Source organism: Streptomyces sp. NRRL F-525 (assembly GCF_000716605.1).
In the GTDB taxonomy this organism is placed as follows: Bacteria; Actinomycetota; Actinomycetes; order Streptomycetales; family Streptomycetaceae; genus Streptomyces.
The window spans coordinates 270,789-287,655 of sequence record NZ_JNXE01000006.1 but is presented as its reverse complement, the minus strand read 5'-3'; the positions used below and the strand labels follow the sequence as shown (position 1 = coordinate 287,655).

The 16,867-nt window shown below is 70.9% G+C and carries 18 protein-coding genes; 3 read left to right on the top strand and 15 right to left on the bottom strand.

The annotated features are described in order from the left end of the window. The first annotated feature begins 88 nt into the window (after window positions 1-88). Window positions 89-622 (top strand): TerD family protein, encoded by a 534-nt coding sequence (locus OO69_RS12115; protein ID WP_033280508.1) that lies wholly within the window; start codon window positions 89-91, stop codon window positions 620-622. Here the strand turns inward: OO69_RS12115 and OO69_RS12110 are convergent. After that, a complete protein-coding gene (locus OO69_RS12110; RefSeq protein WP_033280507.1) occupies window positions 588-1,316 on the bottom strand; it encodes a hypothetical protein in 729 nt (242 codons plus the stop codon). The two genes, OO69_RS12115 and OO69_RS12110, sit on opposite strands and share 35 nt — an antisense overlap. Before the next feature lie 186 nt (window positions 1,317-1,502). On the opposite strand from OO69_RS12110, the gene OO69_RS12105 reads away from it, so the two are divergent. After that, complete coding sequence (locus OO69_RS12105) at window positions 1,503-2,639, top strand: PP2C family protein-serine/threonine phosphatase (RefSeq protein ID WP_033280506.1); 1,137 nt, start codon at window positions 1,503-1,505, stop codon at window positions 2,637-2,639. 13 nt (window positions 2,640-2,652) lie between these two features. Here the strand turns inward: OO69_RS12105 and OO69_RS12100 are convergent, their stop codons facing one another. The 9 genes from OO69_RS12100 to OO69_RS12060 form a co-directional block, all read right to left on the bottom strand. After that, window positions 2,653-3,627: an MASE1 domain-containing protein gene (locus tag OO69_RS12100; protein ID WP_051800940.1), complete on the bottom strand. Its 975-nt coding sequence runs from the start codon at window positions 3,625-3,627 to the stop codon at window positions 2,653-2,655. A 195-nt stretch (window positions 3,628-3,822) separates the two neighbouring features. Then, window positions 3,823-4,653, bottom strand: coding sequence for a PP2C family protein-serine/threonine phosphatase (locus OO69_RS12095; RefSeq protein ID WP_033280504.1), 831 nt, complete (start codon window positions 4,651-4,653; stop codon window positions 3,823-3,825). 150 nt (window positions 4,654-4,803) lie between these two features. Further along, a complete protein-coding gene (ykgO, locus tag OO69_RS12090) occupies window positions 4,804-4,926 on the bottom strand; it encodes a type B 50S ribosomal protein L36 (RefSeq protein WP_014669332.1) in 123 nt (40 codons plus the stop codon). Continuing rightward, window positions 4,923-5,171, bottom strand: a complete 249-nt coding sequence (locus tag OO69_RS12085) for a type B 50S ribosomal protein L31 (protein WP_033280503.1) — start codon at window positions 5,169-5,171, stop codon at window positions 4,923-4,925. The genes ykgO and OO69_RS12085 overlap by 4 nt, the downstream gene beginning before the upstream one ends. Window positions 5,172-5,266: 95 nt before the next feature. Further along, window positions 5,267-5,431 (bottom strand): 50S ribosomal protein L33, encoded by a 165-nt coding sequence (gene rpmG, locus OO69_RS12080; RefSeq protein WP_033280502.1) that lies wholly within the window; start codon window positions 5,429-5,431, stop codon window positions 5,267-5,269. Between the two features lie 105 nt (window positions 5,432-5,536). Beyond that, the gene (locus tag OO69_RS49390) at window positions 5,537-5,902 is read right to left on the bottom strand and encodes a hypothetical protein (protein ID WP_051800939.1); all 366 of its coding nucleotides are present in this window, start codon (window positions 5,900-5,902) and stop codon (window positions 5,537-5,539) included. Between the two features lie 60 nt (window positions 5,903-5,962). Further along, window positions 5,963-7,849: a Na+/H+ antiporter NhaA gene (gene nhaA / locus OO69_RS12070; protein ID WP_033280501.1), complete on the bottom strand. Its 1,887-nt coding sequence runs from the start codon at window positions 7,847-7,849 to the stop codon at window positions 5,963-5,965. A gap of 99 nt (window positions 7,850-7,948) precedes the next feature. Further along, window positions 7,949-9,589 carry a phosphoglucomutase (alpha-D-glucose-1,6-bisphosphate-dependent) gene (gene pgm, locus OO69_RS12065; protein ID WP_033280600.1) on the bottom strand — a complete coding sequence of 547 codons (1,641 nt, stop codon included), beginning with the start codon at window positions 9,587-9,589 and terminating at the stop codon, window positions 7,949-7,951. A gap of 117 nt (window positions 9,590-9,706) precedes the next feature. Beyond that, on the bottom strand, window positions 9,707-10,627 hold the full coding sequence (locus tag OO69_RS12060) for an SGNH/GDSL hydrolase family protein (RefSeq protein ID WP_051800938.1): 921 nt from the start codon (window positions 10,625-10,627) through the stop codon (window positions 9,707-9,709). A 265-nt stretch (window positions 10,628-10,892) separates the two neighbouring features. Here OO69_RS12060 and OO69_RS12055 point away from each other — a divergent pair, with 265 nt between their 5' ends. Further along, window positions 10,893-11,567: a hypothetical protein gene (locus OO69_RS12055; RefSeq protein ID WP_051800937.1), complete on the top strand. Its 675-nt coding sequence runs from the start codon at window positions 10,893-10,895 to the stop codon at window positions 11,565-11,567. A 78-nt stretch (window positions 11,568-11,645) separates the two neighbouring features. Here OO69_RS12055 and OO69_RS12050 read toward each other — a convergent pair whose 3' ends face one another. The 5 genes from OO69_RS12050 to OO69_RS12030 form a co-directional block, all read right to left on the bottom strand. Beyond that, window positions 11,646-11,882 carry a chaplin gene (locus OO69_RS12050; RefSeq protein WP_033280500.1) on the bottom strand — a complete coding sequence of 79 codons (237 nt, stop codon included), beginning with the start codon at window positions 11,880-11,882 and terminating at the stop codon, window positions 11,646-11,648. Between the two features lie 100 nt (window positions 11,883-11,982). After that, window positions 11,983-12,435 (bottom strand): flavodoxin family protein, encoded by a 453-nt coding sequence (locus tag OO69_RS12045; RefSeq protein ID WP_033280499.1) that lies wholly within the window; start codon window positions 12,433-12,435, stop codon window positions 11,983-11,985. A gap of 16 nt (window positions 12,436-12,451) precedes the next feature. Beyond that, window positions 12,452-14,047 (bottom strand): serine/threonine-protein kinase, encoded by a 1,596-nt coding sequence (locus OO69_RS12040; protein ID WP_033280498.1) that lies wholly within the window; start codon window positions 14,045-14,047, stop codon window positions 12,452-12,454. 111 nt (window positions 14,048-14,158) lie between these two features. Continuing rightward, window positions 14,159-16,369 (bottom strand): catalase/peroxidase HPI, encoded by a 2,211-nt coding sequence (katG, locus tag OO69_RS12035; RefSeq protein WP_033280497.1) that lies wholly within the window; start codon window positions 16,367-16,369, stop codon window positions 14,159-14,161. A gap of 34 nt (window positions 16,370-16,403) precedes the next feature. Then, a complete protein-coding gene (locus OO69_RS12030; protein ID WP_033280496.1) occupies window positions 16,404-16,841 on the bottom strand; it encodes a Fur family transcriptional regulator in 438 nt (145 codons plus the stop codon). Between the last annotated feature and the right edge of the window lie 26 nt (window positions 16,842-16,867).

Below are 16,867 nucleotides of genomic sequence, written 5' to 3'. Positions count from 1 at the left end.
TCCGGGCGGCATCAACAGGCCGTCGAAGAGCCATACTTGACCATGCGGGGGATCGTCCCGTGATGGCCTGATTCGGGAGCGGCATTCAGTGAGCAGTGTCAGCACAGTTGCGGGGAAGGTCGAAGTACGGCTCCGCTGGGATCCGAGCCCTTGGGGGCAGCAGCCGCGCCATCTGGACATCGTCGCGGCGACCTACTCGGCCGAGGCCCCGCACGGACGCCCGGTGTACGTCGTCAACTCCGAGAGCCGCGCGCCGGACGGCACGATCAACATGAGCCGGCACAGCGAGAGCGGCCAGGGGTACGGCTACATGGAGGTGATGGTCCTCGAACTCGACCGGCTCGCCGCGTCGTTCGGCCGGGTGGTCGTCGGGGTGGCGATCCACCAGAACGGCGGGACCAGGACCTTCGGTGATCTCTCGCACGCCAGGGCGCTGGTCGTGGAGGGGTACAAGGAGCTGCTGTCGGACGACTTCGCGGGGGTGGCCGGGTCCACCGCGGCGACGGTCGCCGAGTTCACCAAGGACGCCTCCGGAGCATGGGAGTTCCGCGCGATGGTGCGCGGGTTCGACAGCGAACCGGCGGGGTTCACCGCGGAGATGGGCAGCGTGTCTCGGCCCTGACCGGCTGGTCCGCCTTGAACTGCGGAAGCAGCGCCGTGACGGTGGGCCGCCGGTGGCGCACCTCGTGGACCACGCCCAGGACGACGGCGGTGGCCACCGCGACCAGGTGCTCGCGGCCCGCCAGGTTGGGTTTCACGATCGACTCCCACACCATCGACCCGCCGGTGAGGAAGAACACGACGGGCGCGCGCCGGACGACGGCGAGATACGTGAACAGTCCTACGACCGCCGCGGACGGCCCGGTGTCGAGGACGTGCCCGATCTCCGGCCGCAGCCCGAGGCCGCCGCAGCCGGGCCCGATCAGGAGCATCACGCGCACTGTGAGGGTGCCGGCCAGGGTGGTCGCGTAGGCGACGACCAGGGTGCGGGCCCGGCCGAGGGCCAGCTCGGCCAGCGCGAAGGCGAGGAACAGCTGGGTGATGCCGGCCCAGACGGGCAGGTCGAGGGCGGGGACGTACAGCGATATGGGCGTGCGCACCAGGGCGAGCCACAGGGGCAGGTCGCCCTGGACTCCGCCGATGTCCCGCACCATCTCGGCGCCGGTCGGGTGCTGTGCGAGGGCGTGGAAGAAGATGACGCCGAAGGCGGCGACGAACGCCAGGGACACCCCCATCAGTCCGCGCCGCAGCAGCTGTCGTACCGGATCGACGACGATGCCCTGCCATTCACCCCGCAGTGTGCGCCAGATGAACAACGGTCCCCAACTCCCCCACCATCGGCCAAACATACGGATCGGAATGTAGTCCCCTGTGCGGTTCTTGTGCGTCCCGGGTCGGCCTGAGCTGTTGGCGCAGCTCGCGGACGGTACGGGTGGGGCTGATATTGAAGAGTGGGATGCTTTCCCGACGGTTGTTCGACGACTGAAGGAAGCGGAGGGCCGGTGCGCACCTCGAGAGATCCGGCCGGTTCCACCGTGGTAGACGCAGGGCAGCGCTCCACGCCTCCTCTCAGCTGGGCCGTGGTGGTGTTCTGGCTCGTCGTCGTCACGCTGCTGGTGGCGGTGACCGGTATCGCGCTGGGCCGGGACACCCGGCCCGCCCCCTTCCTGGTGGTGCTGCCCGCGCTGCTCGCCGGGCGCGGCACCGTGCGGCAGACGACCGTCGCCTCCGTATGGGTGACGCTCGTCATCGTCGGCTCCCTCGTCGACACCCCGCTGGGCACGGCGGGCGCGGACGCGGCCGTCGTCGCCTTCACCCTGGTGTTCAACGGCCTCAGCGTGGCGCGAGCGGCGCAGCGGATCCGCTGGGAGGGCGAGATCGCCCGGCTGCGCTCGGCGGCGGCCGCCCTGCAACGGCAGATCCTGCGCCCGTTCCCCCTGATGACCGACCAGCTCCTGGTCCACGGCCTCTACCAGCCCGTGGAGGAGGACAGCCGGGTGGGCGGCGACGTCTACGAGGTCGTCTCCTCGCCGTACGGCAGCCGGGTCTTCATCGCCGACGTCCAGGGCAAGGGCCTCCAGGCGATCAGCGCCGCGTTCGCCGTGCTGAGCGCCTTCCGCGAGGCAGCAGTGACCGAGCCCACGCTCACCGCCGTGGTCGACGCCCTGGAGGAGGCGGTGCTACGGCACAACTCCTTCGCGGCGCAGACCGGTGAGCGGGAGCGGTTCGTGACGGCGATCGTCCTGGGCATCGACGGCGAGCAGGAGGTCCAGGCGATCAACTGCGGTCATGTGGCGCCGCTGCTGCTGCACAAGGAGCGGGCCGAGCCGGTGCTCCGGCAGGAGCCCTGCGTGCCGCTGGGCCTGGACGCGCTGGCCCCTGAGCCTCGTACCGTCGAATGGTTCGACTTCCCGTCGGACGGCACGCTGCTGCTCTGCACGGACGGGGTGACCGAGGCGCGGGATCCGTCCGGCGCGTTCTATCCCCTGGAGGAGCGGGCGGCGACCTGGGGCGATGTCCTGCCGAAGGACGTACCGGCCACCGTCTACGGCGATCTGCGGCGCCACACGGCGGGGATGCCCCGGGACGACACGGCGCTGCTGGTGCTGCGCAGGCGGGGCGACGCGGGGCTTGCCTGACGGCGTGAGCCGGTCAGGGGCGGCCGCCCTGGCGGGGGTCGCCCGCGGTGAGGTGTTCGAGGACCTCGGCGAGTTCCTGGCAGGCCTTCTCCACCGAGAGGCGGGTGTTGCGCTGCTCGGTGATGACCGAGGACAGGAGCAGGGCGGTGAGGGCCATCGTGCCGTTGAAGGCCTGGAGTTTCATCATGACCTCGACATGGGTCAGCGCGGCGAACGGGCCCGTCTCCTGGGTCGCCGCGATGGTGGCCATGACGGAGGCGAAGAGGGCGCACAGCATGCTGCCCGCGAAGCGGAACCGCAGCGCCGCCCAGATCAGCAGCGGATAGATCAGGAACAGCAGGCTGATGCGGTTGTGGGTGACGAGGGGGACGATCACGCCGATGGTGGCCGCGAGCAGCAGGGCCTCCTTCCAGCGGTGCAGGTCCAGGGGCAGGCGCACGGTACGCAGCATGAGCAGGAGCGGCGTGACGATCAGTACGCCCATCGCGTCGCCCACCCACCAGCCGAGCCAGACCGGCCAGAAGGAGTGCGCGGCCAGTTTGTCGGTGAGGACGAGCAGCCCGACCCCGCAGGTGGCGCTGATCAGCATGGCGGAGAGGGCGCCGAGGAACACCAGGGCGAGGCCGTCCCGCAACCGGCCGAGGTCGGTGCGGAAGCCCACCCCGCGCAGCATGAGGTAGGCGACGGCGGGCGCCACGGTGTTGCCCGCCAGGACGACGAGCACGGTCGGCTGGAGCGAGGTGATCGACATGATCACGAGGAGCACGCCGAGGGCGATGCCGGGCAGCACCCGCAGCCCGAAGATCAGCAGGCAGGCGACCGCGACGCCGGTGGGCGGCCAGACGGGGGTGAACACGGCCCCCTCGACGACCAGCTCCCGCAGCAGGCCGAGCCGCCCCGCCGCGAAGTAGCCACCGGCGACGGCCAGCGTCAGGAGGGCGTACCCGGCCGGTCGCCGCAGATCCTCGAAACCCACCACAGCAGCCATCAGACACTGACCGGGCCGTGTCGGCGAGGCGAGGAGCGACGAGTACGCCGAGTGCTCATCCGGCCGGGTCGGTCGCGGCTCCGCCGCAGGGCCGTGTGGCGCCGTCGTTCCACTGCCGCGCCGTCGTGGCTGGCCGCGCCCGCGCGGCGGCTGCCGCGTATCGACACAGCCCCGCGCCGCTTCGGGGTACGGGCACTACGCCCCGATGTCGGGCGCGTCGTGGCCCACGACCAGGACCGCCGCGTCGTCCTCGTGCCCGACCCGCTCCGCTCCCTTGATCACGGCGGCCGCGAGTGAGCCCGCCTCCATGCCCGCCACGGCGGCGACTCCGGCGAGGCGCATCACCTGGTCGAGGCCTTCGTCGACGCTCATCGAGGGGCCCTCCACGACGCCGTCGGTGACCAGGACGAAGACTCCGCCGGTGGTGAGCCGGTGCTCGGTCACGGGGTACCGCTGTCCGGCGACGATGCCGAGGGGCGGCCCGCCCTCGTCGTCGGTGATGCCGCAGCGGCCGTCGGCGGTGGCCCAGACGGAGGGTATGTGTCCGGCCCGCGCGCTCTCCAACACCCCGGTGATCGGGTCCAGGCGCATGAACGTGCAGGTCGCGAAGAGTTCGGTGCCGAGGGACAGGAGCAGGTCGTTCGTCAGGGAGAGGAGTTCGCCGGGCTCGCTGGTCACGGAGGCCAGCGCCCGCAGACCGACCCTCACCTGGCCCATGAACGCGGCCGCCTCGATGTTGTGGCCCTGGACGTCGCCGATGGACAGGCCGATACGCCCGTCGGGCATGGTGAAGGCGTCGTACCAGTCGCCGCCCACGTTGAGCCCGTGGTTGGCGGGCGAGTACTTGACCGCGAGGTGGAACCGGGGAGTGACCGGCATGTCGCCGGGCAGCATGCCGCGCTGCAGGGCTACGGCCAGTTCGAGCAGGGAGCGCTGGAGCTCCGCCCGCTCGCGCGCCTGGGCGGTCAGCGTCCCGAGTCTGGCCAGCAGTTCGTCGCCGTCGTCCATGGGGTGCTTGCGGGACATTGACCACTCCAAGGGGGTTGATACCGTTATAAGCATAAAGAACGGAATTTCTTCCCTCGGAAACGCGCACAAACAGGACGCACAGGGGGGTACGACAACGGCCCGGCCACCGCCGAAGCGGGGCCGGGCCGACCGGTCGTACGTGCCGCGTCAGCCCTGGCGGGCCTTGAAGCGCGGGTCCTTCTTGTTGATCACGAACGTCACGCCACGACGACGTACCACCTGCGCGCCGGGCTTGGCCTTCAGTGAGCGGAGAGAATTACGGACCTTCATGACGCCCTCCCGTAGCGGCGCTCGAAGCGCTCCACACGGCCCGCGGTGTCCACGACGCGCGTGTTGCCGGTGTAGAACGGGTGGCTGGCCGACGAGATCTCGACGTCGATCAGCGGGTAGGTGTTCCCGTCCGCCCACTCGATCGTGCGCGCCGACCGCGCGGTCGAGGTGGTCAGGAACGCGGTGTCCGCCGCGCGGTCGCGGAAGACGACCGGACGGGACACGGGGTGAATGCCAGACCTCATGGTGCTTCCTTCCTCAGGCCGTCCGTCGCCGGACGGCCGCTCTGCTGTGTTCGTGGGACAGCCGCTTCACTCGCCGAGTGGGACAACCCCTCGGCTCAACGCTCCTCGCGGAAGTCGACGTGCTCCCCCGCCACCGGGTCGTACTTGCGCAGGACCAGCCGGTCGGGGTCGTTGTGACGGCTCTTGCGCGTCACGTAGGTGACGCCGGTTCCGGCCGTCGACTTCAGGGTGACGACGGGACGGTTCGTGGTGCGTGCCATGAGGACCTCCTTCCGCCCACATCCCGGGAGATTGTCCCGAGCATGTCAGCTACATGCGTCTCAACACCGGCACCCGTCGGTCCATTCCCGGCCCTGTCCGCCGGCCTAGGCGGTGTCCCGGCGGCCCGGCGGGAACTCGTTGCCGTCGACGTCGGAGACCGTCGCGAACCAGGACTCGGCCCAGACCGTGAGGCGGTCGGGCTGGTGACTCACGTCGAACGGGTGGCCGCTCCACGTCCCGTACGACGTGCCGTACACCGCCTCCCCGGGCTCCAGCCAGTAGTCCTGGCCGAACGGCTCCAGCCACAGCTGCAACTGCCGCTCGCCGTCGTTCTGCACCAGGATCGGCACGGGGTTCCCCAGCTGTCGGATCCCCTCGAAACTGAAGTCTCCGGCCCCGGGCATGTTCGTCCGCAGCGGGCCGATGAAACGTTCGACGTGCGCCCGCCGCCCCGCGTCCTGTTCGTCCACGTGATCAGTGTGGCAGCGCCGCACAGCCGGAATCACGCCGGGCGCCCACGGGCCGGACGGCTACGCCGCCACCACCGCCGCCCGCTCCCGAGCCGCCCGTACCGCCTGCGAGAGCCCCTCGATGTCGTACGCGCCATGGTGTCTACGGCCGTTCACGAAGAAGGTCGGGGTGCCCGCGACCCCGCTGAGGTCCGCCGATTCGACATCCTCGGCGACATGGCCCGCCCCCTCGTGGGCCCGCATGTCGCGTTCGAAGCGGGCGGGGTCGAGGCCGATCTGGACGGCGTAGGCCCGCAGGTCCTTGAAGCGCAGGGCGCCCTGGTGGCTGAGGAGCAGGTCGTGCATCTCCCAGTAGCCGCCCTGCAGTGCGGCGGCCTCCGCGGCCTCGGCGGCGAGCTGGGCGTGCTCGTGGACGTCGGTGAGCGGGAGGTGCCGCCACACGTACCGCACCTCGTCCCCGAAGGAACCGAGCAGCTCACGGACGACCGGCTCGGCCTGGCCGCAGAAGGGGCATTCGTAGTCGCCGTATTCCACGACGGTCACCGGGGCGTGCCGCGGTCCGCGCAGATGGTCGCGGTCGGGGTCCACGGGCACCGACAGGTCGACGATGGTCTCCGCCCGGCCGAACAGCACCCTTGGCCGGATCTGCGGCGGCAGCAGCCCGATCACTCCCGTGACCAGCCGGCCGACCAGGAAGGAGCAGATGACGGCGCTGAGGATGCCCGTCTTCGCGTCCTCCAGGGTGGTCCCGTCGAAGGCGAGGGTCGCGATCAGCAGGGACACCGTGAAGCCGACGCCGGCCAGCGTGCCGCCCGCGGTCACCGCGCCCCAGCCGACCGGGGGCCGGATCCGGCCCCGGGACAGAACACTGGTCAGCGCCGTCGAGGACACGATGCCGAGCGGCTTGCCGACGACATACCCGATGAGGATGCCCAGCGCGACGGGCGAGGTGAAGGCCCTGGCCAGTTGCTCCCCGCTGAGATGCAGACCTGCATTGGCCAGCGCGAACAGCGGGACTACGGCGTAGCTCGCCCACGGGTGGTAGATGCGCTGGAGCCGGTCGTTCGGGGAGATCGACGCCGCGATTCCGGCCCGTACGTCGCGTTCCAGCTCGGGGGTGGGCTGCTCGCGGAACAGCCGGAACAGGCCGGTGGCTCGCTCCAGGTCGTCGCGCCCCGCCGGGTAGGCGTACGTGATCAGTCCCATGGCGAGGCCGATGACCACGGGATCGACACCCGACTTGAGCAGGGCGACCCAGGCGACTACCCCGACCAGCGCGTACAGCGGGCCCCGGCGCACCCGGAACCGCCGTAGCAGCACGACGACGCCGAACATGCCGACCGCCACCAGGAGTGCCGGTACGGCGATGTGGTCGCTGTAGAAGACGGCGATCACGACGAGCGCGAGGAAGTCGTCGACGACGGTGATCGTGAGGAGGAAGACCCGCAGCCCGGGCGGCATGTGGCGGCCCACGACGGCGAGCATGCCCAGCGCGAACGCCGTGTCGGTGGACATCACCGCGCCCCAGCCGTTCGCCGTCCCGTGCCCGCTGTTGATGGCGAGGTAGATGGCGATCGGCACGAGCATGCCGCTCGCCCCCGCGACCATCGGCAGCGCCAGCCGCCTGCGTTCGCGCAGCTCGCCCATGTCGAACTCGCGGCGCGCCTCCAGCCCGACGACGAGGAAGAACAGCGTCATCAGCCCGCTGTTGACCCACTCGCGCAGGTCGAGCGAGACTCCGTGCGAACCGAGCCGCACGGAGAGGTGGGTCTCCCAGAACGTCTCGTACGCCGACGGCGTGACATTGGCCCAGACGAGCGCGACGAGCGCCGCCGCCACCAGGACGGCGGCGCTCCCGGTCTCGGTCCGCAGGAAGTCGCGCAGCGGGGTGCGGGCCTCGTCGCCGCACGTGGTCTGCCCCGTGTAGTCGGTCGTTTCGAAGGACATACGGGGTTCACTTCCGTCGTGCGTCATGGCTCACGTGTCGGCCCAACACCGCCTGCCACAGCATTCATTCCTACGGCAGCCGGCACCACGGCCGCCGGGTCAGCCGCCCAGCGCCGCCCCGACCACGGCCTTCGCCTCCTCCTGCACCTGGCCGAGGTGGTCAGCGCCGAGGAAGGACTCGGCGTAGATCTTGTAGACATCCTCGGTGCCGGAGGGCCGCGCCGCGAACCAGGCGTTGGCGGTCGTCACCTTGATGCCGCCGAGGGCCGCGCCGTTGCCCGGTGCCTCGGTGAGGACGCCGGTGACGGGCTCGCCGGCCAGGGTGTCGGCGGTGACCTGCGCGGGCGAGAGCTTGGCAAGGAGCGCCTTCTCCTCGCGGGACGCCGGGGCGTCGATCCGGGCGTAGGCGGGCGAGCCGAACCGGTCCGTGAGTCCCTTGTAGTGCTCGGACGGCGTCTTGCCGGTGACCGCGGTGATCTCGCTGGCGAGCAGCGCCAGGATGATGCCGTCCTTGTCGGTGGTCCACACGGAGCCGTCCCGGCGCAGGAAGGAGGCACCGGCCGACTCCTCGCCGCCGAAGCCGAGCGAGCCGTCGACCAGTCCGTCCACGAACCACTTGAAGCCGACGGGCACCTCGACGAGCCGGCGCCCGAGGTCGGCGGCGACCCGGTCGATCATCGACGAGGACACCAGCGTCTTGCCCACGCCCGCGTCGGCGGGCCACTGCTCGCGGTGGGCGTAGAGGTAGGCGATCGCGGCGGCCAGGTAGTGATTGGGGTTCATCAGGCCCGCGTCCGGGGTGACGATCCCGTGCCGGTCGGAGTCGGCGTCGTTGCCCGTGGCGATGTCGAACCGGTCGCGCTGCGCGATCAGCGAGGCCATCGCGTACGGCGACGAGCAGTCCATGCGGATCTTGCCGTCCCAGTCCAGCGTCATGAACCGCCAGGTCGGGTCCGTGAGCGGATTGACCACGGTCAGGTCGAGCCGGTGCTCCTCGGCGATGCGCCCCCAGTAGGCGACGGACGCCCCGCCCAGCGGGTCGGCGCCGATCCGCACCCCGGCCGTCCGGATCGCGTCCAGGTCGAGGACGCTCGGCAGGTCGGCGACGTACGCGCCGAGGAAGTCGTAGCGGCCCGTGCCGGGCGCGGCGAGCGCGCGGGTGTACGGGACGCGGCGTACGTCCTTCAGGCCGCCCGCGATGATGTCGTTGGCGCGGTCCTGGATCCAGGAGGTGGCCTCGGAGCCGGCCGGGCCGCCGTTCGGCGGGTTGTACTTGAAGCCGCCGTCGCCGGGCGGGTTGTGCGAGGGGGTGACCACGACGCCGTCCGCCAGGCCCGAGGTGCGGCCGCGGTTGTGGGCGAGGATCGCGTGGGACACCGCCGGGGTGGGCGTGTAGCCGTCCGCGCTGTCGATGAGGACCGTGACCTCGTTGGCGGCGAACACCTCCAGGGCGGTGACCTTCGCGGGCTCGGACAGCGCGTGGGTGTCGGCCCCGATGAAGAGGGGGCCGTCGGTGCCCTGGTCCGCGCGGTACTCGCAGATGGCCTGGCTGGTGGCGGCGATGTGGTCCTCGTTGAACGCGGTCGCCAGGGACGAGCCCCGGTGCCCGGAGGTGCCGAACGCCACGCGCTGCCCCGGCTCGGCGGGGTCCGGGTGCAGCGCGTAGTACGCGGTCACCAGACGGGCTACGTCGACGAGATCTTCCGCGCGGGCCTGTTCGCCCGCTCGCTCGTGTGCCATGGTGGCCCGCTCCTCCGTATCGACCGACTTCGCGTACGGCCCCATCTTTCCTCGTCAGGGGCGCGTTTAGCGAGTACACCCCCTCCGCCTGTGGAAAACCCGGGCCGCCGCTGTCCGTCAGTACCGGTGGCGCCGGTCCAGTTGCTTGAGCACTGCACCCGCCATGGCCGCCTCGCCCTTCGCGTTGGGGTGCGCCGGAGCCGCCGGGGAGGCGGGTTGCAGCGGCTCTATCCAGCGGTCGGCGGGCGCCTTGCACATGTCGTGGCCGACGGTCGGGCCGTAAGTGTCCACGTACTCCGCGCCGTTGAGGGCGGCCACCACGCGGAGCATCAGGTTGAGGCGCTTGCCGGTGTCGCGCAGATAGGGGAAGTCCTTGGCGGCGAACGGCACCGAGGGGTAGCAGCCGCTGCCGTCGTCGGGCAGCAGGTCCGGGTAGCCAACGACGAGCACGCGCGCGTGGGGTGCCTGCTTGTGCACCGCACGGAGGACCTTGGTGACCTTCGGCGCGGTGTTGAGGACGGCCAGCGCCAACTGGTCGACGCCGGAGGAGGTGTAGTAGCGCTGGCACGGGTTGCCGGTCAGGTCCGTGGCGCTGAGCTTGGCGCAGGTGCCGATGATGGTGCTGAACCCGATGTCGTTGCCCCCGATCTGCAAGGTCACCAGGTCCGTGTTCCGCTGCACGGCGTCCAGTTGGGGCGGGTTGGTGCCCTGCGCCTTCCACATCTCCGCGGTCGTCGCGCCGCTGCAACTCACGTCCTTGAGGACGGTCCCTCTTTGGTCCGCCGTCACCACGGAGGGGTAATTGTGGTCGGAGCGGGCACAGTTGGCATCCACCTGGGTCGGTATGTACGGGCCCGAGGTGTAGGAGTCGCCCAGCGCCACGTACTGAGTCGAACGACCGTGCCCATGGCCCGAGTTGTGCGCGGCCGCCGGTGCCGCGGACGCGACGACGAGGGCGCAGCCGCTGACCGCCGCGGCGACCGCCACGGCCCTGCCACGGTGGTGCGCCGTCGTGTCCGGATGCGTCTCACGCTTCATGAGGTTCCTCCCCAGGTACGAGACGGTGCGACGGGGCGGGCCCGCTGCGGTCGTCTCTCGTTCAACTGGCCTTGTATACCGGGCGGTAGGTACCTGGGGCCAGAGGTCTGGAGGGACGACTTCGCTGCCCGCGAGGTCATGGCCGCCGCCGAAACAGTTCGGCCGGTTTGGTGGCCGGTTCCCGTCCCCGCGCACGCGGACCACATCCGGCGGGTATCCCTACCGCAGGCGTCAACGCGCTTGGGGGTGGGGGGAGTTGGCTCTGTTGCCGCAGAGGCTGCGGAGGCACGAGAAGCGCGCGTCGTGGCGCTCCCGAAGGCGCGAGGCGATCCGTGCCCTGCGCGCCCAGGGACGCTACGGCCCCGGACTGCGCGAGGTGCTGCCCGCCCTCGTCGTGGTCGCCGTCGTCGTGTGCGGGATCGTGGCCGGGCTCGCCGAGGCGTACCGCGTCCTCGGCACCGCCGCGCTCGTCGGCGGGCTGGCGCTGCTCGCCGTGATCACGGCGGCCGTGGTCCGGCACAACCGGCCGCTGGCCCGTCGCCGCCTGGGCTACTACACGCCCGAGGAGATCGCCGACCTGGATGTGGAGGGGCTCGCCCTGGCCGTGTCCCGGATGTTGCGCCGGGACGGCTGGCGGGCGCTGGCCCGGCCCGACGCGCAGGGCCAGCCGCGGGTCCGTGCGCGCGACCGGCTGGGCCGCCGTCTGGAGGTGGCCTTCCGGCCGGTCGCCGAGCCGCTGCCCGACGAGGAGACCCCGGCGCGATCAGCACGCGCGGCCGGCTCCGGACCGCATCTGCGGCTCGTCGTGCACCGGGGCACCTTCAGCCGACGTGACGTGCAGTGGGCGCGCAGACAGGGCGGCGTCCAGCTCATCGACGGCTCACGTCTGCGGCGCTGGGCCCACGGCACGCCCCTGCACCGGCTGCCCGAGGTCCCCTGACGCATCTCCTGACACGTCTCCTGACACGCGGAACGAGCCGCGGGCGCGGGGCCCACGGCTCGTTCACGGTACGGCTCGTCAGTCGGTGGTCTCGCAGTGGTTGCCCAGTGCGGGGTTCAGCAGACCGATGACGTTGATGGAGTTGCCGCACAGGTTGAGGTCGAGATCGATCGGCACCTGCACGACGTTTCCGGAGAGCACGCCCGGGCTGTCGCTGGCGGTACCGACGGGGTCGGGGTCCGCGCTCGCCGTGCCGGCACACAGCAGCAACGCCGCACCCGCCAGACCCACCGCGGCCGTCAGACGCTTCCTCATGAAGAACTCCTGTCACTCGGAGGGGCATGTCCCTCCACGCTGGGGGTGCTTCGGGGGGTCACGACACTCTTCGGCCGCCGAACGGGTGGTGGCCGCCCGCTCAGGCCTCCAGACCGGCCGCGATCGTCGCCCCCAGCTCCCAGCACGCCTCGACGCCGCCCCTGTCCGGCTCGCCGGTCAGCGTCACCGGGTCCGCGACGCGCCGCCAGCCCAGCCCGGTCGTGATCGCCTCGATGCCGCGCACGGCTCCGGTCACGTCGTTCCCGCCGTGCACGTAGTAGCCGAAGGGCCGGCCCCGGGTCTCGTCCAGGCACGGGTAGTAGATCTGGTCGAAGAAGTGCTTGAGCGCGCCGGACATGTAACCGAGGTTCGCGGGCGTGCCCAGCAGAAAACCGTCGGCCTCCAACACGTCCGACACCGTCGCGGACAGGGCGGCACGCCGTACGACCCGCACGTCCTCGATCTCCGGTGTCGTAGCGCCGGAGACGACGGCCTCGAACATCGCCTGGCAGTTGGGCGAGGGGGTGTGATGCACGATCAGCAAGGTGGGCACGGGCCGAACCTACCCGTCACCGCACCACCCTGGTCACGGTGCCCTTGGTGTTGGCGTCCACAAAGCCGCCGGCGCCGTAGTCGTCGCTCAGGTAGATCGCCATGCCCTCCAACGTGCCGTCGTAGGTGTTCGGCACCCGCAGCAGCAGGTACTGGCTCGTCGGCTTCGCGACCTTCAGCTCCTTCTTCGCGGTCTTCAACAACGCGGGAACCGCGTCCCAGTTGAAGTCGTCCAGGTTCACCGGCTGGTCGCCTTCCGACACCAGGGCCTTGCTGCCGTCCGGGTCGAACCCGGTGCCGGAGCGGTAGGTGTAGCTCTGGTACTTGGTCTGGCTGCCCTTCACCATCACGTCCGCGATGACGTACCCCGGATAGACGGAGAAGTCGGCGAAACGGTCGCTGCCCGTCTTCTCCTTGAACGCCTTGATCGCGGTCCGGATGCCGGCCGGCGTGAGCATGTCCTGGGTCTTCACCGCGGCACTGCTCTGAGTCGCCGAGACGGTCGGCGTAGGCGTCTGCTGCTGCGTCTGACCGCTGGCGCCCGGGGACGCCGTCGAGCCGTCCTTGTCGTTCCCGCCCGGCAGCACCTTCCAGGCGAGCGTCCCCACCAGCAGGACGCCTACGACGCTGGAGGCGACCGCGACGCCTCGGGACCGCTTCGCCGCCGGGCGCCGTCGGCTGCCCGTGGCCCGCATGCCGTCGGTGGGCGGCAGTGACGGAGGCATCGGCGGTGCGAGCCGGTACGAGGTCGTCTCGGGGCGCCGGTCCTCGGGCTGTGCCGCGGCGGCGTCCAGCATCCGGCCGACCGTCCAGGCGTCCGGCCGCCCCTCGGGATCACGGACCAGGACGCAGGACAGCACCGGCGTCAGCGATCCGGCCCGCACCGGTGGCGGCACGTCCTCCTGGAGTACCGCGGCCAGCGTGGCCAGGGTCGTACCGCGCTGGAGCGGGTGGTGGCCCTCGACGGCGACGTAGAGCATCATCGCGAGCGACCACAGGTCGGCGGCGGGACCGCCGCTCTGGCCCGAGACCCGTTCCGGGGCCATGTAGTCGGGGGTGCCGATGATGGAGCCGGTGGCGGTGAGGGCGGTGGCGTCGCGGATCGCGGCGATGCCGAAGTCGGTGAGGACGGGGCGGCCGTCGGTGCGCAGCAGGACGTTGGCGGGTTTCACGTCGCGGTGCTGGACGCCCGCCGCGTGTGCCGCGTCGAGGGCGTCGAGCACGCCGCGGCCGAGGTGTGCGGCCTCGGCGGGGGCCATGGGTCCGCGGGCCAACCGGTCGGCGAGGGAGCCGCCTTGGACGAGTTCCATGACGAGCCACGGGTAGGTGCCCACGCCCTCGTCGACGATGTGATGGATCGTCACCACGTTCGGGTGCTCGACCCTGGCCAGCGCGCGGGCCTCGCGCAGGACCCGCTGGCGCAGCATCTCCGCCGCGGCGGGGTCGTACTCGGCGAGGTCGATGTCCGGCGGCCGGACCTCCTTGACCGCGACATAGCGGTGCAGCAGCAGGTCCTGGGCGCGCCACACCGTGCCCATGCCACCGCCGCCGAGCCGGGACTCCAGCTCGAAGCGGCCGTCGACAACCCGTCTGCCGGGCTCCCCCTCGTTCATGCGGAGGAGCTTATGTGACAAACGTGCACGCCTGTGCCGCGAGTTCAGGAGATGAGAAACGTCCGGGCCGACCCGCGAGGGCCGACCCGGACGTCAGGTGGTGCGGACTGCTCAGATCAGGTCGAAGCGGTCCAGGTTGGAGACCTTGACCCACGCGTCGACGAAGTCCTTCACGAACTTCTCCTTCGCGTCGTCGCTCGCGTAGACCTCGGCGAGCGCGCGCAGCTCGGAGTTCGAGCCGAAGACCAGGTCGGCACGGGTGCCGGTCCACTTGACCGCGCCGGAGGCGTCACGGGCCTCGAAGGTCTGCTGGTCCGAGGAGGTCGACGTCCACGCGGTGCCCAGGTCGAGCAGGTTCACGAAGAAGTCGTTGGTCAGCGTGCCGACCTTGTCCGTGAGGACGCCGTGCGTGGACTGGCCCTGGTTGGCGCCCAGGACGCGCAGGCCGCCGACGAGGACGGTCAGCTCGGGGGCGCTCAGGGTGAGCAGGTTGGCGCGGTCGAGCAGCAGGTACTCGGCGGGGAGGCGGTTGCCCTTGCCGAGGTAGTTGCGGAAACCGTCGACGGTCGGCTCCAGCGCGGCGAACGACTCGACGTCCGTGTGCTCCTCGGTCGCGTCGACACGGCCCGGCGTGAAGGGGACCTCCACGTCGACGCCGCCGTCCTTGGCGGCCTTCTCGACCGCTGCGGCACCGCCGAGGACGATCAGGTCGGCCAGGGAGACCTTCTTGGCGCCGGAGTTGAACTCCGCCTGGATGCCTTCGAGGACCCGCAGCACCTGGGCGAGCTGGTCGGGGTCGTTGGCCTCCCAGCCGCGCTGCGGCTCGAGGCGGATACGGGCGCCGTTGGCACCGCCGCGCTTGTCGCTGCCCCGGAAGGTGGAGGCGGACGCCCACGCGGTGGACACCAGCTGCGAGACGGTCAGGTCCGAGGCGAGGATCTTCGCCTTGAGGGCCGTGACGTCGGCGGCGTCGATGGCCTCGCCCTCGGCCTGCGGCAGCGGGTCCTGCCACAGCAGGGTCTCGGAGGGGACCTCCGGGCCGAGGTACAGGGACTTCGGGCCCAGGTCACGGTGGGTCAGCTTGAACCACGCGCGGGAGAAGGCGTCCGCGAACTGCGCCGGGTTCTCGTGGAAGCGCTTCGAGATCTCGCCGTAGATCGGGTCGAAGCGCAGCGAGAGGTCGGTGGTGAGCATCGTGGGCAGCTTCTTGGCGTCGCTGTGGGCGTCGGGGATGATCGCCTCGGCGTCCTTGGCCACCCACTGGTTGGCGCCGGCGGGGCTCTGGGTCAGCTCCCACTCGTAGCCGAAGAGGATGTCGAAGAAGTCGTTGCTCCACTGGGTGGGCTTGGTGGTCCAGGTCACCTCGAGGCCGGAGGTGATCGCGTCGCCACCCTTGCCTGTGCCGTAGGTGGACTTCCAGCCCAGGCCCTGCTGCTCCAGCGGCGAGGCCTCGGGGTCGTCGCCGACCGACTCGGCCGGGCCGGCGCCGTGGGTCTTGCCGAAGGTGTGGCCACCGGCGATGAGGGCGACGGTCTCCTCGTCGTTCATCGCCATCCGGCGGAAGGTCTCACGGATGTCGCGGGCCGCGGCCAGCGGGTCCGGGTTGCCGTTCGGGCCCTCGGGGTTGACGTAGATGAGGCCCATCTGGACGGCGCCGAGCGGGTTCTCCAGCTCGCGGTCGCCGGTGTAGCGCTGGTCGTCGAGCCAGGTGGTCTCGGGACCCCAGTACACGTCCTCGTCGGCCTCCCAGACGTCGGCACGGCCGCCGGCGAAGCCGAAGGTCTCGAAGCCCATCGTCTCCAGCGCCACGTTGCCCGTGAGGATCAGGAGGTCGGCCCAGGAGATGGACTGGCCGTACTTCTTCTTGACGGGCCACAGCAGACGGCGGGCCTTGTCCAGGTTGCCGTTGTCCGGCCAGCTGTTCAGCGGCGCGAAGCGCTGCTGGCCGCGGCCGCCACCGCCGCGGCCGTCGCTGATGCGGTAGGTGCCGGCGCTGTGCCAGGCCATGCGGATCATCAGCGGGCCGTAGTTGCCGAAGTCCGCCGGCCACCAGTCCTGCGAGGTGGTCAGTACCTCGGCGATGTCCTGTTTGACGGCCGCGAGGTCCAGGGCGCCGAACGCCTCGGCGTAGTCGAAGTCCGCGCCGAGCGGGTTCGCGACGACCGGGTCCTTGGCAAGGATCTTCAGGTTGAGCCGCTCCGGCCACCACTGACGGTTGCCACCGCCCTGGGTCGGGTGCGCGGCGCGCCCGTGCGCGACGGGGCAGCCCCCGGCATCCTCCGACTTCGCGTCCGTGACGATTGCGTCGTGGTTCTCAGACATGGGAATCCTTCCAAAACGGGGTGGAACACGTGGCTCAGGAACTGGGGACCGCGGTACAGGCGGGGCACAGACCCCAGTAGATGACCTCGGCCTCGTCGATCGAGAAGCCTTGGTCGTCGGCGGCGGTCAGGCAGGGTGCCTCGCCGACCGCGCAGTCGACATCGGCGACGACCCCGCACGACCTGCACATGAGGTGGTGGTGGTTGTCGCCGACGCGTCCTTCGAAGCGGGCGGGACTGCCTGCCGGTTCGATACGGCGTATGAGTCCGGCCGAGGTCAGCGCGTGGAGCGCGTCGTACACGGCCTGGAGCGATATGTGTCCTACGCGGTCACGGACCCCGGACGCGACCGCCTCGACATCGAGGTGGTCGCCGTGCCGGACGGTCTCGAGCAGCGCGACGCGGGCTGCCGTCACCCGCAGGCCGGCACCGCGCAGCTCCTCGGCGGTGGTCGGTGGCTGGGATGCGGTCATGGCGCTCAACCTACAGCCATAAACAC